We start from the raw sequence: 21,574 nt of genomic DNA, 5'->3' as shown, positions 1-21,574 counted from the left end.
GTAATGACGCCCGGAGGGCGCGCGCAGGCCGCGATAGAGCTGCTCGACGAGATCATCGTTGCCGCGCGGGATGGCGGCGCCGCGGCCGACACGCTGATCGCCCGCTATTTCAAAACGCGGCGCTATGCCGGATCGAAGGATCGCCGCGCGATCCGCGATCTGGTTTATCGCGCGATCCGTCGCGCCGGCGATCCGCCCGCACATGGCCGGGCGGCGCTGGTCGGTCTGGCGCGTGAGGATAAGGAACTCGCGGCGGCATTTGACGGATCGCCGCACACGCCCGCGCCGATCACCAACGAGGAGGCCGCGACCAAATCCGGTGTGTTGCCGCGCTGGCTCGCCAAGCAGATCGACCGTGCCGAACATGCCGCCCTGCTCGAACGGGCGCCGCTCGACATTCGCGTCAACAGCCGCAAGGCCGACCGCGATACCGTCGCCGCGATGTTGCCCGATGCGGTCCCGACGCCGCATGTGCCTCATGGCCTGCGCCTGCCCGAGGGCAGCGCGGTCGAGGCGACCCAGCCATGGCTCGACGGGCTGATCGAGATACAGGATGAAGGCAGTCAGCTGATCGCACTGGCGGCCCGCGCACGCCCCGGCATGACCGTACTCGATCTGTGCGCGGGGGCGGGAGGCAAGACGCTGGCGCTGGCCGATGCGATGGCGGGCGAGGGGCGCCTGATCGCTACCGACACCAACCGCGCGCGGCTGTCGCGTCTGGCCCCGCGCGCCCAGCGGGTCGATGCGGGTTTCATCGAGACGCTGCTGCTCGACCCGGGCCGCGAGGCGGCGGTGCTCGGCGACCTCGCGCAATCCTGCGATGTCGTGCTGGTTGATGCACCCTGTTCGGGCACCGGCACATGGCGGCGCAATCCAGAGGCACGGTGGCGGCTAACGCCCGATCGTCTCGCCAAACTGGTCGAAACACAGGCGCGGCTGCTCGATATCGCCGGTAATCTGGTCAAGCCCGGCGGCGCGCTCGTCTATGCCGTCTGCTCGCTGCTGGAGGAAGAAGGCGCGGGCCAGGCGGCCGCTTTCCTGGCGCGCAGCATTGGTTTCACGCCCGACAGGGATATCTTTACTGCCGGGCGCTATCTTGGCCCCGGCAAGCTGCTGAGCCCCGCCCATGACGGCACCGACGGCTTTTTCGTCGCCAGGTTCCACCGCGCATGATAGAAGGGCGCCATGCTTCTGTTGTGGAGATGTTGATGCGTTTTTCGCCTGTTGCGATTGCTTTGTCGCTGACCCTGTTGGCGGTGTCGAGCGGGGTTAACGGCCAGAAGGCCGACGATCAGATCAACCCCAAATCCCTCGCGCTGCTGGCGCAGGGGCAGGCCGCGCTGAAGGCCGGCAATCTGGCCGAGGCCAATGACGCGCTGGAAACCGCGCTGGCGATCGATCCGCGCAACCGCGGCGCGTTCGTCGCGCTGGGCCGCGTCGCCCAGGCGCAGCAGCTGCCCGGCAAGGCGATCCGTATGTATTTCGAGGCGCTGTCGCTCGAGCCGAACGACGTCACCGCATTGTCGGCGCAAGGCGAGGCGATGGTCCAGAAGGGCGCCGTCGAACGGGCCCGCGCCAACCTCGCGCGGGTCAAGGCGCTGTGCAAGAATGAGTGCGCCCCGGCGACCCAGCTGGCCGCCGCGATCGCCAAGGGCCCGCCGCCCGCCGTCGTCGCCGCGCAGAACAGCGACAAGGTCCCGCTGAAGGGCGAGGAAAAGAGCACCGCCGGTCAGAAATAGGATTCCTTGAAATCCACCCAGCGCCGGGCGCAGAAGGGTATCAGGTCAGCGCGCGTCCCAGCGCGACGAACTCGTCGACGGACAGCGTTTCCGCGCGCCGTTCGGGATCGATCCCGACGATGGCCAGCGTCTCGACCGCGCCCTTCACGCCCTTCAGGCTCTGCCGCAGCATCTTGCGCCGCTGGCCGAAGGCGGCGGCGGTGAGGGCCTCGATAATGCCGATCGAAATACCCTCTGGCTGTTCGCCGGGCACGACATGGACGATAGCCGACATCACCTTCGGCGGCGGCACGAAGGCCGAGCGGTGGACGTTCATCGCGATCACAGGCCTGGCGCGCCACTGTGCCAGCACCGCGAGCCGCCCATAAGCGGCGGTGCCCGGCTTGGCGACAATCCGTTCGGCGACTTCCCTCTGGAACATCAACGTCAGCGACCGCCACCAGGGAGGCCAGGCATCGAGCGTCATCCAGCGCACGAACAGCGCGGTACCGACATTATAGGGTAGATTGGAGGCAATATGCGCGCCGTCGCCCGCTTCGGCGCGTTCGTCGATCTTCATCGCATCGGCGGCTATGACGCGCAGCCGACCGCCCGACGCCTGGTTGAGTTCCGCGAGCGCGGCCATGCAGCGGTCGTCGCGCTCGACAGCGACGACCTTCGCACCGGCGCCGAGCAGGGCACGGGTGAGCCCGCCGGGACCCGGTCCGACTTCGTAGACGGTTTGTCCTGACAGATCGCCGGGAACACGGGCAATCCGGTCGAGCAGCTGGCCGTCGAGCAGGAAGTTCTGGCCAAGTGCCTTGTTGGCGCTGAGGCCGTGGCGCGCGATCACCTCGCGCAGCGGCGGCAGGTCCGGCAATGCTCCGCTCATGCGTGGATGAGGCGGTTCCGCGCGGCTTCGCCGGCGAGCGCGATGGCGGCGATCATCGCGCCGGGATTTGCCTCGTTCCGCCCCGCAATGGCGAAGGCGGTGCCGTGGTCGGGCGCGGTGCGCACGATCGGCAGGCCCAGGGTCATGTTGACGCCTTCATCGAAATGCAGCGTTTTCAGCGGAATCAGCGCCTGATCATGATAGAGGCACAGCGCGCAATCATATTGGGCGCGAGCGCGGGGATGGAACATGGTGTCGGCGGCCAGCGGCCCGACGATGTCGACCCCTTCGGCCTGCAGAATCTCGACCGCGGGAATGATCAGCTCGATCTCCTCGCGTCCGATCGCGCCTTGTTCGCCGGCATGCGGGTTGAAGCCGGCAATGGCGAGGCGCGGCCGCTCGATCCCGAAATTCTTCGCCAGGCCGCGTTCGGTCGCACGCGCCTTTGCCAGAATCAGATCGATGGTTACATAGTCGGAGACATCGCGCAGCGGCATATGGGTTGTGATCGGAACGGCCCGCAGGCTGGGGCCGGCGAGCATCATCACGGCATTGGACGCCGCGATCCCGCAGCGCTCGGCGACGAACTCTGTCTGGCCGGGATGCGCGAAACCGATCGCATAGAGTTGCGCCTTGGCGACCGGCGCGGTCACGAGACCGCCGACCATCGGCGATCGAGCGAGACCGGCGGCCAGTTCGAGCGAATCGAGCGCGCAACGCGCGCCGGCCAGATCGGGTTCGCCAGGAATGATCACGCCGGTGTCGACGATCTGTATCAGCGGCAGCGCTTGCCCGAAGCATGCGGACGCTTCGTCGGGGCTGTTGATCAGCTGGATCGGCCCAGGCCAGACCGCCTCGATCGAGCGCTGATCGCCGACAGCGAAGAAGGGAGACAGCCCGTGCTGCTCACGCGCGTCCCATGCCTTGGCAACGATCTCCGGGCCAATTCCGGCGGGGTCGCCCAAGGCTATGGCGAGCGGGCTTATCTCCATCGCTTCATCGATACTCGATCACCGCGTCGCGGCGAAGGTCGCGCAGATAGCGCTGGGCGCGGCGATTCACGCGTTCTTGCTCGATCTGTGACTGGATCTGTTCGAATGACGGGCCGGCGGTCGGCGGCGGATCGTCGCGGCCGCACAGCACCAGCGCGCGAACGCCATCGGTCAGCGATCCGAAGGGCGGCGTCGCCTGGCCGACCTGAAGATTCAGCATCACGTCCTGCAACTGCGGGGGCAAGTCGCGGATTTTCATCGCGTCGTTCTGGACGACGTCGGCGCCCACCTTGGCCGCGATGTCGTTGGCGGTGCCGCAACCCTGGATGGTCTGCAGCGCCTTCGCGAAGGCCTCCACTTTCGGCGTGGCCTGCGCCTGTGTCATGCCCGCCGGGAAGGCGATGGTCAGCTGCTTCAGCGACAGCTGCGCGTCACGCGGGTCGGTGCCGAGCACTTGGCGCTTGTCGATCAGGACGATGATCGAATAGCCGCCGGGTACGGCGATGGGCTGGCTGATCTGGCCGGAATTGAGCTGGGTCAGCGTCGCCGAAAGCTGTTCGGGAAGCTGTTCCGCACGGACCCAGCCGAGGTCACCACCGACCGCCGCGGTCGAGGCTTCCGAGAATTGGCGGGCATAGGCCGGGAAGGACGCGCCCTTGCGGATCTGGTCGATGATCCGTTCGGCATTGGCCTGCGCCTCGCCCATCGTTTCCGGCGTCGCCGACAGGAATATCTCGCCGACATGATATTCATTGGCGCCCTTGGAGGCGTTGAGGCGGGCAATGATCGCGTTCACCTCTTCCTCGCTGACCGCGACGAAGGGTTCGACCCGACGGCTCAGCACGCGCCGCCATGCGGCCTCGCCCTCGATCTGGCGTTTGATCGAGGTGTCCGAGGCGCCCTGGTCGCGGAGGAATTTGCTGAACTCCTTGGGCGTCTTCTTGAAATTGGCGGCGACGCGCTCGAAGGTCTGCTGCACTTCTTCGCGCGAAACTTCGATCTTTTGCGCTGCTGCTTCCTGAATCTGCAGCGTTTCGTCGATCAGGTTGCGCAGCACCTGGAGGCGCAGCCGTTCCTTCTCCTCCTCGGGCAAGCGGCCGCCATTGGCGGCGACCACCAGGGCGAGGCGCTGATCGACATCGGTCTGGGTGATGATCGTGCCGTTCACGATCGCGGTGGCGGTACGGACATTGGGGTCCTTGTTGCCGAATATCGTGATGTCCTTGGGGATGTTGAGTCCGCCCGAAACCTCGTCGTCGCTCGGCACGGTCTGGCCTATCAGCGGCGCGGACAGAGCCATGGTTCCCACGACGGTAAACAGGAGAAACTTGCCCCGCATCAGCTTCCTTCCACGCACCTAATCACATCCTCGATCATATGGAGTGGGCGTCTCCTGTCACGCGCCCGCTGAACGCACGCTTAGCGGCCCAAATTCTTGAGCGCCAGCCGCAACAGGAAAGTATTGCCCCGGCGGGCATCCCCGATCGCGTCATATTCACGCCGCCAGGTGACACCCAGCTCGATGCAATCGTCGTCATACAGCACGCCCAGGCGATGACGGATCGGCTGATAACCATCTGAAAGCGTGAGTGGATCTTCCTTGCGGCTCGTCAGGTCGACGACGGTCGACCCGAAGATCGACCAATATTGCGCGATCTGGATACGGCCGCCGAGGCGGACCTCCTCGCGGTCGCGGAGATCCTCGATGCCGGCGGTAATGTTGCGGTTCAGCTTCAGATAGCCGACTGTCGCATAGGTCCTGCTGGTGCCGATCGTCGCGTCGATTTCGTTGCGGCGGATCGCGAAATTGTCCTTGTCGAGCCGGAAGCGGTGGGTGAACTCCAGGAAGCGGCCATATTTCAGCGTGGTTCGTCCGACGATGTCCGACAGCCGGTCGGACAGGCCGGTGCCAACCGGCAACAGGCTGGGCTTGTCGGTCAGGCGGTAGCTCTGGCCGACCACCGTGCTGAAAGCGATTCCGGGGACATCGATAGCCCATTCCGCACCATAGGTGATCCGGCTGCCGTCTTCCCAGCGATCGTAGCCAGAGAAGCGATTAAGCGCGAAAAGATTGGAATCCTCAAGGTCGATCGAACGGGCGTCCTCGTTCGGCAGGCTCAGATTACGCGTTTTCGGGCTGGCTACGATCTGGACGCGTGGGGTGATCCGCTGCGATCCGCTCATGAAGGCGCCGATCAGCGGCCAGCGGACGTCGGCGGCGAGGGCGGCGATTCCGCGCGCTGTCCAGCCCGGATCTCCGCGATAGGCGACTGTCGCTGTCCGGCCGACCTGATCGGTATGATAGATGTCGCCCCGGCCATAGGCCGTCAGCGTCACTTCCTGGCCAAGCGCGGTATAGCGGCGCAGCGTCCATTGCGCGGCGGCAAAGGCACGCTGGGTATCCTGGCCGTTGGTGCGCAGCAGCGCCAGCGAATTGGCCTGGAGCTGGATGATCCCGCCCGCCACCGGGTCGGTCATCCGCATGCGGAAATCGATGGCGGGCAGGGCAATGGGCTGCTGGCCCTGCGGATCGCTGGTACGCAACGTCTGCACCGCCCAGCCCTTGATCGACAGATAGCTGTCGGCGGTGATCCGCTCGGCATTGATCTGGTTGCGCAGCCGGTCGTCGCGCGAAATGTCGTAGCGGCGCAGGAAGGTGCGGTCGCTCGCGCCGCGCAGCGAACCCGTCAGTGTCCAGTAGGGGCCGAACTGAAAGCGGCCATTAGCGTCGATGTAGCCGCGGATATCCTTGTCGCGGTTTGGCACCGCGGCGGATGCGGAGAAACGCGAGCTGTAGGTCAGCATGCCTGCCGCCTGCCAGGCGCCATTGTCGGTCAGCGCGCGATATTGCGCTTCGATCGCCGGCAGCACCTTGGTGTAGACATGTGGAGTGATCGTCAGGTCGCGGTTGGGCGCGAGCTGGATATAATAGGGCAGGCTGAACTCGGCCCCGTTGGTGCGGCTATACTGAATGTTCGGCAACAGCAGGCCCGATCCGCCGCCAGAGCTGCCGTCGGGATGCGATAGGCCCGGCAGCCACAGGATCGGCGCGCCGAGGAAGCTGATCCGTGCGCCGTCATAGCTGATACGGTGCTTGACCGGATCATGGACGACGCGGACCGCACTGATCTTCCAGATCGGTTCCTTGGGACAACCGTCGCTGTCGATCACCGCACAGGGGGTGTAGACAGCCTTGTTGAGCGTCGAGACGCCGTTCCGCCGCTCACCATGGACGGCGGCGAGCCGCCCGCCATCGTTGAGCACGATCAGCAGATTCTCGATCACCCCGTCGCGCAGGGAGTCGGTGAGCTCGACCGAATCGCCATAGAGCGTGTCGTTGCCCGAATTGACCACGGCGACATTGCCTTCAGCGCGGACCACGCCGCTCTTCTGGTCCCAGGATATTTTGTCGGCGCGCAACCGGTCGCCACGCCGCATCATCCGGACATTGCCGGTCGCGGTCACCACCTCGGACTGGTCGTCGTAAGACAGGCTGTCGGCGGCGAAGGTGACCTCGTCCTCATTGGCCGGGGTGGGTGCATCGCCCTGCAGCGGCGGGCCCGCCGGCGGCGTCGCGAGATCCTGAGCGAGCAGCGGCGCGCCCGTTCCGAGCAGGGGAAGGGTGGCGGCCAGCAGGAAATGGATAGGCTTCTTCACACAACCCCACATGATGGGCCCACATGACGGGCGTGAACGAGCGGGCCTTCGCATCGCGTTCGCGCCGCCTATCGTACCCGGCCCCGGGCTGCAATCCTCTGGCACCTACCCTTTCGTCGGGGAAGCACCCATCAGCACCGTTGCGGCACGGAAATCGCCATCCTAGATGGGACGCACGAAGATAATAAGGAAATTCAACACATGCGTATCAGCTTTGCCGACAGCCGCCCCGCCGCGCCGCATGCGCTGGCGATCGTCGTGGCCCCCGCGACGATCAGTGGCGCCGGTCTGGCGGTCCTCTCCGAACCTGCCCAGGCGCTTGCCCGGGCCGCGGCGCAGGCCAATCGCTTCGATGGCGAAAACGGCGCCGTCGTCGAATTCTTCGGCGAGAGCGACGCCGCGCACCGCCGTTTGCTGCTCGCGGGGATCGGCTCAAAGAATGATTACGAGCGCGCAGGCGCGGCGCTGGCCGCCCGACTGCTGACATCGGGCGAAAAGACGCTGGTGGTCGATATCGCGGCTGTCGCGGGCGACAAGCCCGCCGAAGCCGCGGCCTCGCTGGCCTTCGGCGCGGTGCTGCGCAGCTGGCGGCACGACGTCTATCGCACGAAGCTGGAAGCCAAGCAGCGCCCCTCGCTGGAAGAGATCGTCATCGTCGGCGGCGGTGCGGACGCCGCAGGGCTGTGGAAGGACCGCGAGGCGGTCGCCGAAGGGGTGATGTTCACCCGCACGCTGATCACCGAGCCCGCGAACATCCTCTATCCGGAAAGCTTCGTCGAACGTTGCCGCCCGCTCGCCGATCTCGGCGTGAAGATCGAAGTCCTCGGCCGCGATGCGATGGCGGAGCTCGGCATGGGCGCGTTGCTCGGCGTGGCGCAGGGCTCGGTACGCGAGCCGCAACTGCTCGTCATGACCTGGGACGGCACCAACGGTGCGGAGCCACCGGTCGCGCTCGTCGGCAAGGGCGTCACCTTCGACACCGGCGGTATCTCGATCAAGCCCGCCGGCGGCATGGAGGACATGAAGTGGGACATGGGCGGCGCGGGTGCAGTCGCGGGGATGATGAAGGCATTGGCGCTGCGCAAGGCCAAGGCGCACGTTATCGGTGTCTGCGGCCTTGTCGAGAACATGCCCGACGGAAATGCCCAGCGACCCGGTGACGTCGTCACCTCGATGTCGGGCCAGACGGTCGAAGTGATCAACACCGATGCCGAGGGCCGTCTGGTCCTGTGCGACGCGCTGACCTGGGTCCAGAAGACCCACAGCCCCAAGACGATCATCGACCTCGCGACGCTGACTGGCGCCATCATCATCACCCTGGGCCACGAATATGGCGGCATGTTCGCGAATGACGACAGCCTGGCCGATGAACTGGCGTCGGCGGGCGCTTCGGTCGGCGACAAGCTGTGGCGGATGCCGCTGGGTGACACCTATGACAAGCTGATCGACTCGCCGATCGCCGACATGAAGAATGTGGGTCCGCGCGAGGCCGGCTCGATCACCGCGGCGCAATTCCTGAAGCGCTATATCGACGATGGCGTGCGCTGGGCGCATCTCGACATCGCCGGCATGGTCTGGTCGTCCAAGCCCGGCGCGACCTGGGACAAGGGCGCGACCGGCTATGGCGTGCGCTTGCTCGACAGGTTCATCGCCGATACCGTTGAGAAATAATAGCGACTGTTCAATTTAAGCTATTGAAAAATATTGGAAGGGGTGGGCGATATCGATCGCTCGCCCCTTTTCATGTTTTTGGTTGTTTCGGCCGGATCATAAGCCTAGAGCGGCGGTGATTTCGGGCTGGCCCGCTGATCGGAGCGGCCACCCGGCCCCGGGGAGCATCGTTCGATGTTCGACGCTTTCGATCCCGTCCTGCTCGCGCGGATCCAGTTCGGATTCACCGTCAGCTTCCATTTCATTTTCCCATCCTTCTCGATCGGATTGGCCAGCTTTCTGATGGTGCTCGAGGGGCTCTGGCTCGCGACGGGCAAGCATGTTTACGACAATCTCTACCGCTACTGGCTGAAGATCTTCGCCATCGCCTTCGCGATGGGCGTGGTCTCCGGCATCGTCATGTCCTACCAGTTCGGCACCAACTGGTCGGTGTTTAGCGACAAGGCCGGGCCGGTTATCGGACCGCTGATGGCCTATGAAGTGCTCACCGCCTTCTTCCTTGAAGCCGGCTTCCTGGGAGTGATGCTGTTCGGTGTGAACAAGGTCGGGCCGAAGCTCCATTTCGCCGCGACCTGCGCGGTGGCGGTCGGTACCTTCATATCGGCCTTCTGGATATTATCGGTGAACAGCTGGATGCATACACCGACCGGCTATGAGATCGCCGCGAACGGCCAGTTCGTGCCGGGGCCCAGCTGGCTCGCGATCATCTTCAACCCCAGCTTTCCCTATCGTCTCGTACACACCGTCATCGCCGCCTATCTCACCACCTCGCTGGTGGTGGGCGCGGTCGGGGCGTGGCATCTGATCAAGGCCCCCGGCAATCGCGGCGCGCGAACGATGTTCTCGATGGCGATGTGGATGGCGTCGCTGGTCGCGCCGATCCAGATCCTCGCCGGCGACGCGCACGGCCTCAACACGCTGGAGCACCAGCCGGCCAAGGTGATGGCGATGGAGGGCCATTATCAGAGCCATCCCGATGGCGCGCCGCTGATCCTGTTCGGCATACCGAACAGTACGGAAAAGCGCGTCGACTATGCGATCGAGATCCCCAAGGCGTCGTCGCTGATCCTCAAGCATGATCCCGATGCCCCGCTCGCCGGTCTCGACACCGTGCCCGACGACCGCGAACCGCCGGTCGGCGTGGTCTTCTGGTCGTTCCGGGTCATGGTCGGCATCGGCTTCGCGATCTTCGCGCTGGGGCTGTTGAGCCTTGTCGCGCGGGCGCGCGGCCGGCTCTATGACTGGCGGCTGCTTCACCGGCTTGCGATCCTGCTGGGCCCGGCGGGCTTCGTCGCGGTGATCGCGGGATGGATCACCACCGAGGTCGGCCGCCAGCCCTATACGATCTACGGTCTGCTACGGACCGCCGACTCCGCATCGCCGCTCGCGGCCCCCGCCGTGGGCGCGTCGCTGATCGCCTTTGTGATCGTCTATTTCGCAGTATTCGGCGCGGGGGCCTGGTATATCCTTAAGTTGATGGCCAAGCCGCCCAAGGCGTTCGAAAGCGCGGATCCGGTCGATCAGGGCCCAATCCGCAGCGCGGGCATCACCCCCGCGCCCTCGGTCGATGGAGGCAAGGCATGATGGGCCTCGATCTCACGATCATCTGGGCGGGGATCATCGCATTCGCGGTCGCCGCCTATGTGCTGATGGACGGGTTCGATCTCGGCATCGGTATCCTCTTTCCCTTCTTCCGCGTCGGCGGTGAGCGCGACAAGGCGATGAACAGCATCGCGCCGGTATGGGATGGCAACGAGACCTGGCTGGTGCTGGGCGGGGGAGGGCTGCTCGCGGCCTTTCCGCTGGCCTACGCGGTCATCCTGCCCGCGCTCTATGCGCCGCTCATCGCTATGCTGCTCGGCCTGATTTTTCGCGGTGTCGCCTTCGAGTTCCGCTGGCGCGATCCCGGTCACCGCGCCTTCTGGGATGCCGCCTTCACCGCCGGGTCACTGCTCGCGACGATGGCGCAGGGGATCACGCTCGGCGCGCTTCTCCAGGGGATAGAGGTGGAGGGCCGCGCCTATGCCGGAGGCTGGTGGGATTGGCTGACGCCCTTCTCGCTGCTGACCGGTGTCAGCCTGATCATCGGCTATGCGCTGCTCGGCGCGGGCTGGCTGATCTGGAAGACGCATGGCCCGGTGCAACAGGACGCGCGCCGGCTTGCGCGCTGGCTGGCGGTCGGCCTGCTGGTCGCGATCGGCGCGGTCAGCGCGGCGACGCCCTTCCTGGAGGGGCAATATTATCAGCGCTGGTTCGCCTTTCCGGGGCTGCTGGTGACGATCCCGGTGCCGCTGCTCGTGGCGGCGGCGGGTGTCTGGCTCTGGCGGTCGATCGGCGGCGAGCGCGACGGCCTGCCGTTCCTGCTGACCCTGGTGCTGTTCGGCCTGTCGATGGCGGGCCTCGCCATTTCGATCTGGCCCGACGTCATTCCCGGCCGCGTCTCGATCTGGCAGGCCGCCGCGCCCGAGCGAAGCCAGCTCTTCATGCTGGTGGGCGCTGCGGTGATGGTGCCCGTGATCCTCGCCTATACCGCTTGGGCCTATTGGGTGTTCCGCGGCAAGGTCGATGAAGCCGGATACCACTGACGCCGGGCCATGGTGGCGCAGGCTGGCGTGGTTCGCCGCCATCTGGGCGGCGAGCGTCGCCGTGATCGGCGCGGTCGCCTGGCTGCTGCGGGCGATATTGCTCAAATAATCGCTGGGTGAGATGTCGGTTTCCGCGAGACTGGTTCGTCGTTCACTTGCCAGGCCGATAGAGCCGTTCGAGTGAGGAGTTTGACCATGCGTGTGATGGTACTGGTGAAGGCCACCGACGACAGCGAACAGGGCTTCGATCCATCGCCTGAGACGATGGCGATGATGGAGGCCATGGGGCGCTTCAACGACGAACTTACCAAAGCTGGCATCATGGTTTCCGGCGATGGCCTCACGCCTTCCTCTCGCGGCAAGCGCATAGCCTTCGATGGCGCCGATCGCACTGTGATCGACGGCCCCTTCGCGCATCCCAGCGAACTCATTGCCGGCTTCTGGCTGTGGAACGTCAAGGACATGGACGAGGCTATCGCCTGGGTGAAGCGCTGCCCCAACCCGATGAAGGGTCCCAGCGAGATCGAGATTCGGCCGCTTTATGAAATGGAGGATCTGGGGCTGGACTGATCCGGTTCGCTTTGGTCCGAATTGAACATTTCTCCGCATGACGCGGTGATCCAGCTGTGAAACATAACATGAACACAATTTCGGGAATTTCTCATGGTTCAATTCACGGTCGGCGCTGGCTCTTCTGTCGATTTCTCGGAACTGGACCTTATCTCGCTATTGGATGGCGAAATCATCTCGCGGTCGTCCACGCAGCTGGTGCTGGGTCTGGACAGCGGTGAGCTGGAAACCTTTACGGGCGTCGATTTTATCTATGATTCCGACGGCGATCCTCTTGGTGGGACGATCACGGGGATCCGGGAAACCCTCAATGGTCAGACCGTGTTCGAGATGACAGGGCTGAACGTCTCGATCGCCCAGTTTGTCGACTGGGTGCTGAGGGACGCGAATGCAGAGGCATATCTGGGTCTCTTCTCCGGGAATGATAATGTCGTCGGCAGCGCAGAAGATGACGTGTTGGGCGGCGGTGCGGGGCATGACAATCTGTTTGGCGGGGCCGGATCGGACGATCTCGAAGGCGGCGACGGCAATGATCATCTATACGGTCAGTCGGCCAATGGCGGTGCGGACGAAGGCGACCTGATCTTCGGTGAAGCCGGCAGCGATTATATTCAGGGCAATGCCGGCAATGATTCCCTGGATGGCGGTATTGGTTCAGACCGGATTCAAGGCGGTCGTGACGAGGACAGTATAAGAGGTGGTGAGGGCAATGACACCATCAACGGCAATCTCGGCAATGATAGCGTAGAGGGCGGGACCGGGAACGATTCGATACGGGGCGGTCAGGGCAACGACCAGCTCAACGGCGGCGACGGGAATGATACTCTGTCGGGCGATCTGGGTGCCGACACGCTGACCGGTGGCGCCCTAGCGGATGTTTTTCTGTTCACCGGGGCGGGATCGCCCGTCAGCGCTTTCGACAGGATCACCGATTTTACCGACGGCGTGGATCATCTTTCGGTGGGGTATGCGCCTTTGGCGGTGCTCGCCGGCGGTAGTCTCAACAGCTTCTCAGCGGCGGCGGCTCAGGCTCAGAGCCTGTTTGACGGCCATGCCGGCAATGGCGAAGTCGCGTCGATCGCCGTGGGCAGCGATACCTATGTCTTCTTTTCGAGCAATGGCGGGTCGGTAGCCGATTCCGCCGTCCTTCTCGCCGGATATCCCTTGGCCAGCACCATCACGCTAGATGATTTCATCTGACGGTGCCGTGCGTCTGGCGATGGCCGGATGTGGCGCGCCCGACAGGATTCGAACCTGTGACCCCAAGCTTAGAAGGCTCGTGCTCTATCCAACTGAGCTACGGGCGCGCACACGGCCCCGATAGCGTGGATTGCGCTGCGATGGAACGAGGTTAGTCTGTCTTTCATGACGGATGTGACCCACGCGCCGCAGGCGCTCGATGCGGAGGCCCTGAAAGGGCGGCCGTTGCGCTATTTCGATTTCGTGATGGCGGCGTTCGTCACCATATTGCTGCTGTCGAACGTGCTGGGCGCGGGCAAGGTCGCAGTGGTCAATCTGCCTGGCATCGGCGACTGGCCGTTCGGCGCGGGCATATTGTTTTTCCCGATCGGTTATGTGCTCGGCGACATCATGACCGAAGTCTATGGCTATGCGCGCGCGCGGCGCTGCATCTGGGCGGGGACGGTGGCGCTGCTGTTCATGGCGTTCATGAGCTGGGTCGTGGTGGCGCTGCCGCCCGCCGCTGACTGGGGCGGCCAGGCAGCCTATGAGCAGGTGTTCGGACAGGTGCCGCGCATCGTCTTCGCCTCGATCGCCGCCTTCTGGGCGGGCGAATTCGTCAACAGCTATGTCATGGCGCGGATGAAGCTGCTGACACAGGGCAAACATCTATGGACCCGTACGATCGGATCGACGGTGGCAGGACAGGGCGTCGACAGCCTGATCTTCTATCCTCTCGCCTTTCTGGGCGCGGAGGGCTGGACGACGGGACTCGTGCTCAAGGTACTCGTCACCCAATGGGTGCTCAAGGTGAGCTGGGAGGCGATTCTGACACCGGCGACCTACCTGGTCGTCAACTTGCTGAAGCGGCGTGAGGGCGTCGACATCTTCGACGGCCATACCGACTTCACCCCGTTCAAGACCGGCGTTTAGGCGGCACGGGGCGCCAGCAGGATGACCGCGCTGCCCGCGATGCAGATCAGCGCGCCGATCATGTCCCAGCGATCGGGGCGGGCGCCTTCCACCGTCCACATCCAGCCCAGCGATGCGACGATGTAGATGCCGCCATAGGCCGCGAAAGCGCGCCCGGCGGCGGCGCTGTCGATCCGGGTGAGGAGCAGCGCGAACGCCGCCAGCAGCACGACCCCGCCGATGGCCCAGAACGATGATCTGCCGAGCTTGAGCCAGAGCCAGAAGGCATAGCACCCGCCGATCCCGGCCATCAGGCGACGGGCGGCGGCTGTTTCTCGACGCTGGGAATTTCGGTCGAGATGCAAGCCCATTCGGGCGCCTGCGAGGTCCAGATCGTCATCTGCGGTCCCATAAGATTGGGATCGTCGAGCGTACCGATGCGCAGGAAGATCAGGTGCGGGCGGCTGAGCGCCGCGCTGGTCAGCGGCGTGCCGCAGGTCGGGCAGAAGCCGCGCCGCAGGACATTGCCGCTATCGGCGACGCTGTCATGATAGCGGATCTCGCCGGTCCAGCTGACCTTGTCCGCCGGGAAGCAGATGTTCGCCGTCGCGGTGCCGCCGCCGAGATATTGGCATAGCCGGCACCAGCAGGTCCGCGCCGCCATCGGTTCTGCGTCGATGGTGAAGCGCACCGCGCCGCAGAGGCAGCCTGCGCCGTGCATCGTCAGGCCACCGTTTCCAGCAGGCCTTCGAACAGGCGGCGTCCGTCGCTATTGCCATGCGCCGCTTCGATGACGCGTTCGGGATGCGGCATCATGCCCAGCACATTGCCGGCGTCGTTGAGGATGCCGGCGATCCCCTTGGCCGAGCCGTTAACGGCCTCGGCATAGCGGAAGGCAATCCGGCCTTCGCCCTCGAGCCGGTTCAGCGTCTCGGCATCAGCGGTATAGTTGCCGTCATGATGGGCAACCGGGAAATGGACGGTTTCGCCCTTTTCATAGCGCGCGGTGAACGTCGACTGGCTGTTCTCGACCGTAAGCGCGACATCGCGACAGACGAAGTTCAGCCCCTCGTTGCGCATCAGCGCGCCCGGCAGCAGGCCTGCCTCGGTCAGAATCTGGAAGCCGTTGCAGATGCCGAGCACCGGCACGCCGCGCCCCGCCGCTTCGACGATCGCGCGCATGATCGGGGAGCGCGCGGCCATCGCGCCCGAGCGTAGATAGTCGCCATAGGAGAAACCGCCCGGCACCGCGATCAGGCCAATGCCTTGCGGCAGCTCGGTCTCGCCGTGCCACAGCATGTCGGGCGCATGACCGGTGACGTCGCGGATCGCGACGGCGAGGTCGCGATCGCAGTTGGAACCGGGGAAGACGATGACCGCGCTCTTCATGACCTGGGCCCTTCCTTTACGCGCCGCGTTCGATCCGGAAATTCTCGATGACGGTGTTGGCAAGCAGCTTCTTGCACATCGCCTCGATGTCGGCATCGCTGACGCCATCTTCATGGTCCAGTTCGATCAGCTTGCCGGCGCGGACATCGTTGACGCCCGAAAAGCCGAGCGAGCCGAGAGCGTGGTGGATCGCTTTGCCTTGCGGATCGAGAACGCCACCCTTGAGGGTGACATAGACGCGGGTTTTCATCGCGGCCTCATAGCTGGAAAATATGCCGCCCCTATGAAGGCGAAGGCCCGGCGGGGCAAGGGGGCGTAACCCTAATATTCGAGCATTTCGGCAAGGGCAGGGCTGATATGCTCACGATCGTCCACGAAGCGGACGGCGAGGCCCTCACGCGCGGCGAGCGCGAGCCCCTCGCCGACGCCCAGCACGGTCAATGCGGTGGCCCAGGCGTCGGCGTGCATCGCGCTGGCGTGGATGACGCTGACCGAGCGCAGCCCAGCGCTTGCGGAACGCCCGGAGCGCGGGTCGATCGTATGCGCGCCGCGCCGATAATCCCCCGATGTCGCCACGGCGAGGCCGTGCAGTGCAATCCGCAGCGGGGGAAGAGCGGCGCCGGGCGGGTCCTCCAGATCGACCCACCAGGGATCGCCATCGGGCCGCACCCCGCGGCCGGCAAGTTCGCCGCCTATCTCGACCAGCGCATGAGCGATGCTTTGATCTGCGAGGCAATCCGCCACTGCATCGACGGCATAGCCTTTGGCGATCCCCGAAAGATCGAGTGCAAGCCATCCCGGCTGCAGCAGCCGGCCATCTTCATGGCGCAGGCGATGCCAGCCCGCCTTGTCGAGGATCTCCGCGATCACCGGCTCGTCATCGTTGCGGAGAGCCGGATCGGGCCCGAATCCCCGCAGATCGACGACATGACCGATGGTGGGGTCGAACGCGCCGCCACTGCGGCTCGCGATGTCGAGTGCTGCCGTGACGACTGCATCGAAATCGTCCGGCAGGGTGGTCCAGCTGCCCGAGGCTGCGCGGTTATAGGCAGAAATCAGCGAATCCGCGCGCCAGTGGCTCATCTCGGCGATGATCGTATCAAGGCGCGCTTCGATGCCCGATCGGACGGCTTCTATGTCGATAGCGGGCGGCGCGGCGAAGCGCACCGACCAGCTCGTTCCCATCGTTTCGCCGCCAAGCATCGCCACCGGCCGCGCCGGATCGCGATCGGCGAAGGCCGGGATCGCGATGTCGCGCGGCAGGGCGATACGCATGCTCAGGGGAGCAGCACCTCTACCGTGGTGGTATAGCTCAGCCGCCGCTGGCTCGCTTTGGCTTCGGATGGCTTGTCATCGGTCAGGGTCGCATTGATCCAGTAGAGACCAGCCGCCGGCCAGTCGATCGCGACCAGACCATCGGAACCCGTCGTGAAGTCGCGCGCGCCATCGTCGTTGCGGTAACGCTTGCCCCCCGGGACCACGGTAACCTTCAAACCGCTGGCTGGCTTGCCGTCGATCAGGAAGCGGAAGCTGGCCTTTTCGCCGACGACCAGCTCATCCGGGTGCGTCACGGGCGCCAGTTCGATGCCCTTGCCGGTCCGCGCGAAGACCGTAGTGGTGGGTTGATCGGCAGTGACATAGATCTCGTTGCGGCTTACGACTTCGGTCAGCTTTACGTCGGTCGCCTCGGCCGGGATGTCGGCCACCGATATAGCCGGCGCGCGAGGTGTTCCGGCGCCGGGCTGGGCGCCGGGATTCATGCCGCCCGGCCGTCCACCAACGCGCTTTTCCTCTCCATTGAGCCTGAATGTGCCAATGACGTTGCTGGTCTGGGTGCCGATCTTCCAGGTGCCGGCTTTGTCGAGCTTGACGTCGAAGGTCGAACGGACTTCGCCGGTGGAGCCGTTCGCGATCGCTCCGGGACTGCCGTCGGGCGTCCAGACCTTGACGCCATTCAGCGGCATCGCTCGGTGATCGGCGAAGAACAGATCGTTCGAACTCGCGGCATCGACCGTCACATAGCTCGTCGTCCCGGAGAAGACGGTGGCGCTCGGCACCAACCACTGCCGATGGGCGGATGCGGCAGCAGGCAGCGTAAGCAGGGCAGTTGCGGTGAGCAGGCGAAGCTGGAAGCGCGTCATGGTCGGTCCTTTCAGCGGGCGGAGAGCGTAATCGCGCCGAGTTCGGTCTTGCCGCTCGCGCTCGCACCTTTGGCGGGCACGCTGATCGGCAGGGTGACGAGCTCGCGCCCGCCCGTCTCTCGCGCGGCTTCTACGTTGAGGATATAGGCCCCAGCGGGCAGGTTGGCCGGCAGGGATATGCTGTAGGTGCCGGGCGCGCGGGTCGCGCCGCTGATGCCGTCGGCGGGCATCTTCAGGCTCTTGCCACCCTTACGCCACCAGGCACGCAGCTCCGACAGCCATTTGGTGCCCGGCTCCTTGTCGTTCTTCTTGACCTGATACCAGACCGACAGCGTGCGCGCCGCCCCGCCGCCGGCGGGCTCCAGCCACACCGCGACATAGGGTTTATGATATTCGGCCACCTTCAGCGCCGGGATGGTGATGTTCACCGAAGCGGCCGACGCCGGAACTGCGGCGATGCCGCCAAGTAGAAGGAAAGGCGAATAACGCATTGATTATACTCTCAATGAAGGAAGAAGAGGATGATCAGCAGCGGCGCCAAAAGGCCTAGGCCGACGAGCGGCCAGGTGAGCGGGCGCGGCTTGCTGTGCATGTAGAGCAGGACCAGCCCCGTCAGCGTGAAGAGGATGCAGGCGCCCGCGAAAATGTCGATGAACCAGCTCCAGACGCCGCCGGTGTTGCGGCCCTTGTGGAGATCATTGGCATAAGAGATCCAGCCGCGGCGGGTGACCTCGGCGCTGATCGCGCCGCTCTTCCGGTCGATGCTGACCCAGGCGTCGCCACCCGGGCGCGGCAGCGCGACATAGACCTCGCTATCGGACCATTCGCCCTCCTTACCCGCGGCGTCGAGGCCGATCCGCTGGTGGATATCCGCGACGACCGGCGCGGGGAGCGGGATCGTGTCGGACGTCGGATTGTCGAGCCGGGCCAGCAGCGGGCGCGGCAATTGGCCCGTCAGCGTTCGGACCTCCGGCGTGGTGTTGATCGATGCGGCATGGTTCAGCGTGATTCCGGTGGCGGCGAACAGCAGCATGCCGATCAGCGAGATCGCCGCACTCATCCAGTGCCAGCCGTGCAGCTGCTTCAGCCACCAGCCGCGCGAGCGGTACCAGGGCTTGGGCGTCGGCTTGCGCCTGGCGGCAAAATTGGCGGGATCGGGCGGCTGGTTCACAGTCAGCCGGGTAGCGCGAAGGTCGAGTGCTCGCAATAGCTAATGCGAATAAATCGCAATACAGCCATGACATATTATGGCGTGGCTGTAACGAAGACCTTACACCGTGCCCTTCCTTCTTTCCCGTCGCGGGCGAAGGCCGGGATGAGGGTCTTTCCTGCGTCCTGATGAGCCTCCAGCGACGGCAGGCAAGGAAGACCCTCACCCAACCCTCTCCCGCGCAAGCGGGAGAGGGCAGGCCGATGGGTTTAGAATTTGGCCTTCAGTTCCACGCCCAGGATGCGCGGTTCGTTGATCATGCCGGTAAGATTGTTGAAGTCGATCGCGCTGATGCTGCGGATCTGGTTGGTGATGTTCCGGGCGAACAGCGCCGCTTCCCATCCGCCATTCGCCTTGTAGCCGAGCTTCGCGCCACCCTCGAGCAGCGACCGGCCACGGAATTCGCGCGCGGTGTAGAGGAAATAGTTGATCGCGCTGCGATAGGCCCAGTCGGTATAGGCGAACACCTCGCCGTCGCCGACCGGGATGGCATAGCGCGCAGTCGCGTTGGCGACATAGCGCGGCGCCTGCGGCAAGTCGTTGCCGTCGATGATCGCGCGGCCTGCGCCGTTGAGCGGATCGGTGACGGTGCAGAGCGAACCGCACGGCGCGATCGAGATCGTCTTGTCGCGGATCTCGGTGAAGTTGTAGCTGCCGCCCGCGGTGAGGACGAGTTCGGGCACCGGCTTGAATTCCACCGTGCCTTCGAGGCCATAGCCGACCGCCTTGTCGGCGTTGATCAAGCTTGCCGAGTTGGCCGCGCCGCCGACGGCGGTGAGCTGCAGATTCTTGGTGCGGTACCAATAGGCCGACAGGTCGAACGAGACCGCGCGGTCGCTGCTGGCGCCCTTGATGCCGGCTTCACCAGAAATGGTCGTCTGCTTCTTGGCGACCGAGGGCACCGAGAAGAAGGTCACGCGGTCCTGGATCGCCGGGCCGAGATAACCGGTGGCGAAGCGGGCATAGACATTGACCTGATCCGACACGGCATAGGTCGCGCTGGCGTCCCAGGAAACGTTGCTCGCCTTCGCGCGGTTGATTTCGGACTGCCCGGCAAGCAGCGTCGGCACAGCGAGGATCAGCTGGGTGGCGATGCTCGATGCTGCGAGCGTGGGATCGAGCGTGATCGTGTCGCGCTTCTTGTCATGCGAGTAGCGCAGGCCGGCGCGCAGCGTCAGCGCGTCGGTCGCCTTATATTCGCCCGACGCAAACAGGCCGTAATTCTCGTTCTTGTTGTCGTGCAGGATCTCGCTGACCCGGGTGCCGGTGCCGTCATAGGCAAACTCGGCGTAATCGAGCTTCTGGTGGAAATAATAAGCGCCCGCCTGGAAACGGAAACCGTTCATGTCTTCGCTGGCGAAGCGGAATTCCTGGCTGAATTCCTTCGGCTTGGTGCGGCCGCCGGTGTTCACCGGGAACAGCGCGATGCCATAGCCGAGCGCAGGGAAGGCATAGGTCGCGCCGCCGTCGATATCGCCGGTGCTCTCGACATTGGCCTTCTCATAGGCCGTGGTCGAGAAGAAGGTGCCGAGGCCCTCCGCTGCATATTCGAGATGCAGGTTGGCGCCGAACTGGGTCATGCTCTGGCTGGTGAGGCCGTCCAGCGTGACATGGTCCTTGTCGAACCCGGCGGTGAAATGGTTGCTGCCCTGCTGGAAGGTTCCGGCGCGGAAGACGCGCGGCGTGCCCTTGAGATCGCGGGCGTGGACATTGATCAGCGCGCTGAACGGGCCGCCGTCATAGGCGAGCTGGAAGCGGCCGGCCAGATCGCGATAGCCTTCGAGCTTGCGGTCGGCGAGGGTGACGAGCGTGTCGTTCTTCACCCAGTCGTCACGGCGCTGAAGCATGCCCGAGGCGCGGAAGCTGAGCCCTTCGCCCAGCGGGCCGGTGAGCGCGGCCTCGGCGTTGACGGTGTTGTAGGTGCCCCAGCTGACGCTGCCATAGCCACCGAACGTGTCGCTCGGCCGGGCCGAGTTGATCTTGACCACGCCCGCGGGGGTGTTGCGGCCGAACAGCGTGCCCTGCGGCCCGCGCAGCACCTCGACGCTCGCCACGTCGAAGATCGGGAAGGCCTTGAGCATTGCGTTTTCGAGCGCAACGTCATCGAGGACCACCGAGACGGGCTGGGCCGCGTTGGGATCGAAATCGGTATTGCCGAGGCCGCGGATGTAGAAGCGCGGGAAGGTGCGGCCGAACGAGCTTTCGACCTGAAGGCTGGGCGTGCGCGACGACAGGAAGCGGATGTCGAGGCCGCTCGAATTGAGCACCGCCAGCTTCTCGCCGCCGATCGCGGTCACCGCGACGGGGACGTCCTTGATATTCTCCGCGCGGCGGGTGGCGGTGACGACGATTTCCGTTTCATCGGCGGCCGCGTCGGGTGCGGCCTGGGCGTAGAGCGGCGTCGCGATGCACAGAGCGGCCAGGCTGACGCCGGCGGTGCGGATGGTCTTGGAAAATATGGATGTCGTGATCGATGGCATAGAAGGTCCCCTTTGACCTGTCGCACCCATCCCCTAGATGGCTTTTATCGTTGGCGGGACGCTATTGGCGGGCCCGCTAACTGTCAAAGCTGAAAGTAGCGTGATGCGTTGCACCGGGGCCACAGCCGCGGTTAAACCGACAGGGTGAGGCAGCTACCCTTCTGGCCGCGAGGCAATG

Annotated in this window: 22 protein-coding genes and 1 tRNA gene; 9 read left to right on the top strand and 14 right to left on the bottom strand. The window is 64.9% G+C overall.

The features are described from left to right. Positions 1–3 precede the first annotated feature (3 nt). Positions 4–1,173, top strand: coding sequence for an RsmB/NOP family class I SAM-dependent RNA methyltransferase (locus ASE00_RS04360; protein WP_056377938.1), 1,170 nt, complete (start codon positions 4–6; stop codon positions 1,171–1,173). 35 nt (positions 1,174–1,208) lie between these two features. After that, a complete protein-coding gene (locus ASE00_RS04355) occupies positions 1,209–1,739 on the top strand; it encodes a tetratricopeptide repeat protein (RefSeq protein ID WP_056379305.1) in 531 nt (176 codons plus the stop codon). A 40-nt stretch (positions 1,740–1,779) separates the two neighbouring features. Here the strand turns inward: ASE00_RS04355 and rsmA are convergent, their stop codons facing one another. From rsmA to ASE00_RS04335, 4 genes are all read right to left on the bottom strand, one after another. Then, a complete protein-coding gene (gene rsmA, locus ASE00_RS04350; RefSeq protein WP_056377937.1) occupies positions 1,780–2,610 on the bottom strand; it encodes a 16S rRNA (adenine(1518)-N(6)/adenine(1519)-N(6))-dimethyltransferase RsmA in 831 nt (276 codons plus the stop codon). Then, on the bottom strand, positions 2,607–3,602 hold the full coding sequence (pdxA, locus tag ASE00_RS04345; RefSeq protein ID WP_056377936.1) for a 4-hydroxythreonine-4-phosphate dehydrogenase PdxA: 996 nt from the start codon (positions 3,600–3,602) through the stop codon (positions 2,607–2,609). The genes rsmA and pdxA overlap by 4 nt, the downstream gene beginning before the upstream one ends. 4 nt (positions 3,603–3,606) lie before the next feature. Then, positions 3,607–4,941: a peptidylprolyl isomerase gene (locus ASE00_RS04340; RefSeq protein WP_056377935.1), complete on the bottom strand. Its 1,335-nt coding sequence runs from the start codon at positions 4,939–4,941 to the stop codon at positions 3,607–3,609. A gap of 80 nt (positions 4,942–5,021) precedes the next feature. Continuing rightward, complete coding sequence (locus tag ASE00_RS04335; RefSeq protein WP_200957871.1) at positions 5,022–7,271, bottom strand: LPS assembly protein LptD; 2,250 nt, start codon at positions 7,269–7,271, stop codon at positions 5,022–5,024. Between the two features lie 189 nt (positions 7,272–7,460). Between ASE00_RS04335 and ASE00_RS04330 the strand changes: the two genes are divergently transcribed. The 6 genes from ASE00_RS04330 to ASE00_RS04310 all read left to right on the top strand — a co-directional run bounded on the left by ASE00_RS04330 (position 7,461) and on the right by ASE00_RS04310 (position 13,285). Next, positions 7,461–8,930, top strand: coding sequence for a leucyl aminopeptidase (locus tag ASE00_RS04330; protein ID WP_056377933.1), 1,470 nt, complete (start codon positions 7,461–7,463; stop codon positions 8,928–8,930). A gap of 174 nt (positions 8,931–9,104) precedes the next feature. After that, on the top strand, positions 9,105–10,514 hold the full coding sequence (locus tag ASE00_RS04325; protein WP_056377932.1) for a cytochrome ubiquinol oxidase subunit I: 1,410 nt from the start codon (positions 9,105–9,107) through the stop codon (positions 10,512–10,514). Next, positions 10,511–11,515: a cytochrome d ubiquinol oxidase subunit II gene (gene cydB, locus ASE00_RS04320; protein ID WP_056377931.1), complete on the top strand. Its 1,005-nt coding sequence runs from the start codon at positions 10,511–10,513 to the stop codon at positions 11,513–11,515. Before ASE00_RS04325 ends, cydB begins: the two co-directional genes overlap by 4 nt. Then, entirely contained in the window at positions 11,496–11,624 is a 129-nt protein-coding gene (locus ASE00_RS22790; protein WP_082594457.1) for a DUF2474 domain-containing protein, read from the top strand. The genes cydB and ASE00_RS22790 overlap by 20 nt, the downstream gene beginning before the upstream one ends. Before the next feature lie 86 nt (positions 11,625–11,710). Next, positions 11,711–12,085, top strand: coding sequence for a YciI family protein (locus tag ASE00_RS04315; protein WP_056377930.1), 375 nt, complete (start codon positions 11,711–11,713; stop codon positions 12,083–12,085). 93 nt (positions 12,086–12,178) lie between these two features. Next, positions 12,179–13,285: a calcium-binding protein gene (locus ASE00_RS04310; RefSeq protein ID WP_056377929.1), complete on the top strand. Its 1,107-nt coding sequence runs from the start codon at positions 12,179–12,181 to the stop codon at positions 13,283–13,285. Positions 13,286–13,315: 30 nt separating this feature from the next. Here ASE00_RS04310 and ASE00_RS04305 read toward each other — a convergent pair. Then, positions 13,316–13,392, bottom strand: a tRNA-Arg gene (locus tag ASE00_RS04305). A gap of 58 nt (positions 13,393–13,450) precedes the next feature. Here ASE00_RS04305 and ASE00_RS04300 point away from each other — a divergent pair. Next, entirely contained in the window at positions 13,451–14,197 is a 747-nt protein-coding gene (locus ASE00_RS04300) for a queuosine precursor transporter (protein ID WP_056377928.1), read from the top strand. Here ASE00_RS04300 and ASE00_RS04295 read toward each other — a convergent pair. The 9 genes from ASE00_RS04295 to ASE00_RS04255 all read right to left on the bottom strand — a co-directional run bounded on the left by ASE00_RS04295 (position 14,194) and on the right by ASE00_RS04255 (position 21,396). Beyond that, positions 14,194–14,487 carry a YnfA family protein gene (locus ASE00_RS04295; RefSeq protein WP_082594456.1) on the bottom strand — a complete coding sequence of 98 codons (294 nt, stop codon included), beginning with the start codon at positions 14,485–14,487 and terminating at the stop codon, positions 14,194–14,196. The genes ASE00_RS04300 and ASE00_RS04295 overlap by 4 nt on opposite strands. Next, positions 14,487–14,897, bottom strand: a complete 411-nt coding sequence (locus tag ASE00_RS04290; RefSeq protein ID WP_056377926.1) for a GFA family protein — start codon at positions 14,895–14,897, stop codon at positions 14,487–14,489. Before ASE00_RS04290 ends, ASE00_RS04295 begins: the two co-directional genes overlap by 1 nt. 2 nt (positions 14,898–14,899) lie before the next feature. After that, positions 14,900–15,565: a phosphoribosylformylglycinamidine synthase subunit PurQ gene (gene purQ, locus ASE00_RS04285; RefSeq protein WP_056377925.1), complete on the bottom strand. Its 666-nt coding sequence runs from the start codon at positions 15,563–15,565 to the stop codon at positions 14,900–14,902. A gap of 16 nt (positions 15,566–15,581) precedes the next feature. After that, positions 15,582–15,815 carry a phosphoribosylformylglycinamidine synthase subunit PurS gene (gene purS, locus ASE00_RS04280; protein ID WP_056377924.1) on the bottom strand — a complete coding sequence of 78 codons (234 nt, stop codon included), beginning with the start codon at positions 15,813–15,815 and terminating at the stop codon, positions 15,582–15,584. A gap of 71 nt (positions 15,816–15,886) precedes the next feature. Further along, positions 15,887–16,840, bottom strand: coding sequence for an FAD:protein FMN transferase (locus ASE00_RS04275; RefSeq protein ID WP_235538536.1), 954 nt, complete (start codon positions 16,838–16,840; stop codon positions 15,887–15,889). A gap of 2 nt (positions 16,841–16,842) precedes the next feature. Further along, positions 16,843–17,706: a DUF4198 domain-containing protein gene (locus tag ASE00_RS04270; protein WP_056377923.1), complete on the bottom strand. Its 864-nt coding sequence runs from the start codon at positions 17,704–17,706 to the stop codon at positions 16,843–16,845. A gap of 11 nt (positions 17,707–17,717) precedes the next feature. Next, positions 17,718–18,197, bottom strand: a complete 480-nt coding sequence (locus tag ASE00_RS04265; RefSeq protein WP_056377922.1) for a DUF2271 domain-containing protein — start codon at positions 18,195–18,197, stop codon at positions 17,718–17,720. 11 nt (positions 18,198–18,208) lie between these two features. After that, positions 18,209–18,877 carry a PepSY-associated TM helix domain-containing protein gene (locus ASE00_RS04260; RefSeq protein WP_414819839.1) on the bottom strand — a complete coding sequence of 223 codons (669 nt, stop codon included), beginning with the start codon at positions 18,875–18,877 and terminating at the stop codon, positions 18,209–18,211. 248 nt (positions 18,878–19,125) lie between these two features. Beyond that, positions 19,126–21,396, bottom strand: coding sequence for a TonB-dependent receptor (locus ASE00_RS04255; protein WP_414819828.1), 2,271 nt, complete (start codon positions 21,394–21,396; stop codon positions 19,126–19,128). Positions 21,397–21,574 lie beyond the last annotated feature (178 nt).

It is taken from the genome of Sphingomonas sp. Root710 (assembly GCF_001429065.1).
Classification (GTDB): Bacteria; Pseudomonadota; Alphaproteobacteria; order Sphingomonadales; family Sphingomonadaceae; genus Rhizorhabdus.
This window is presented reverse-complemented; position numbering and strand designations above follow the sequence as displayed.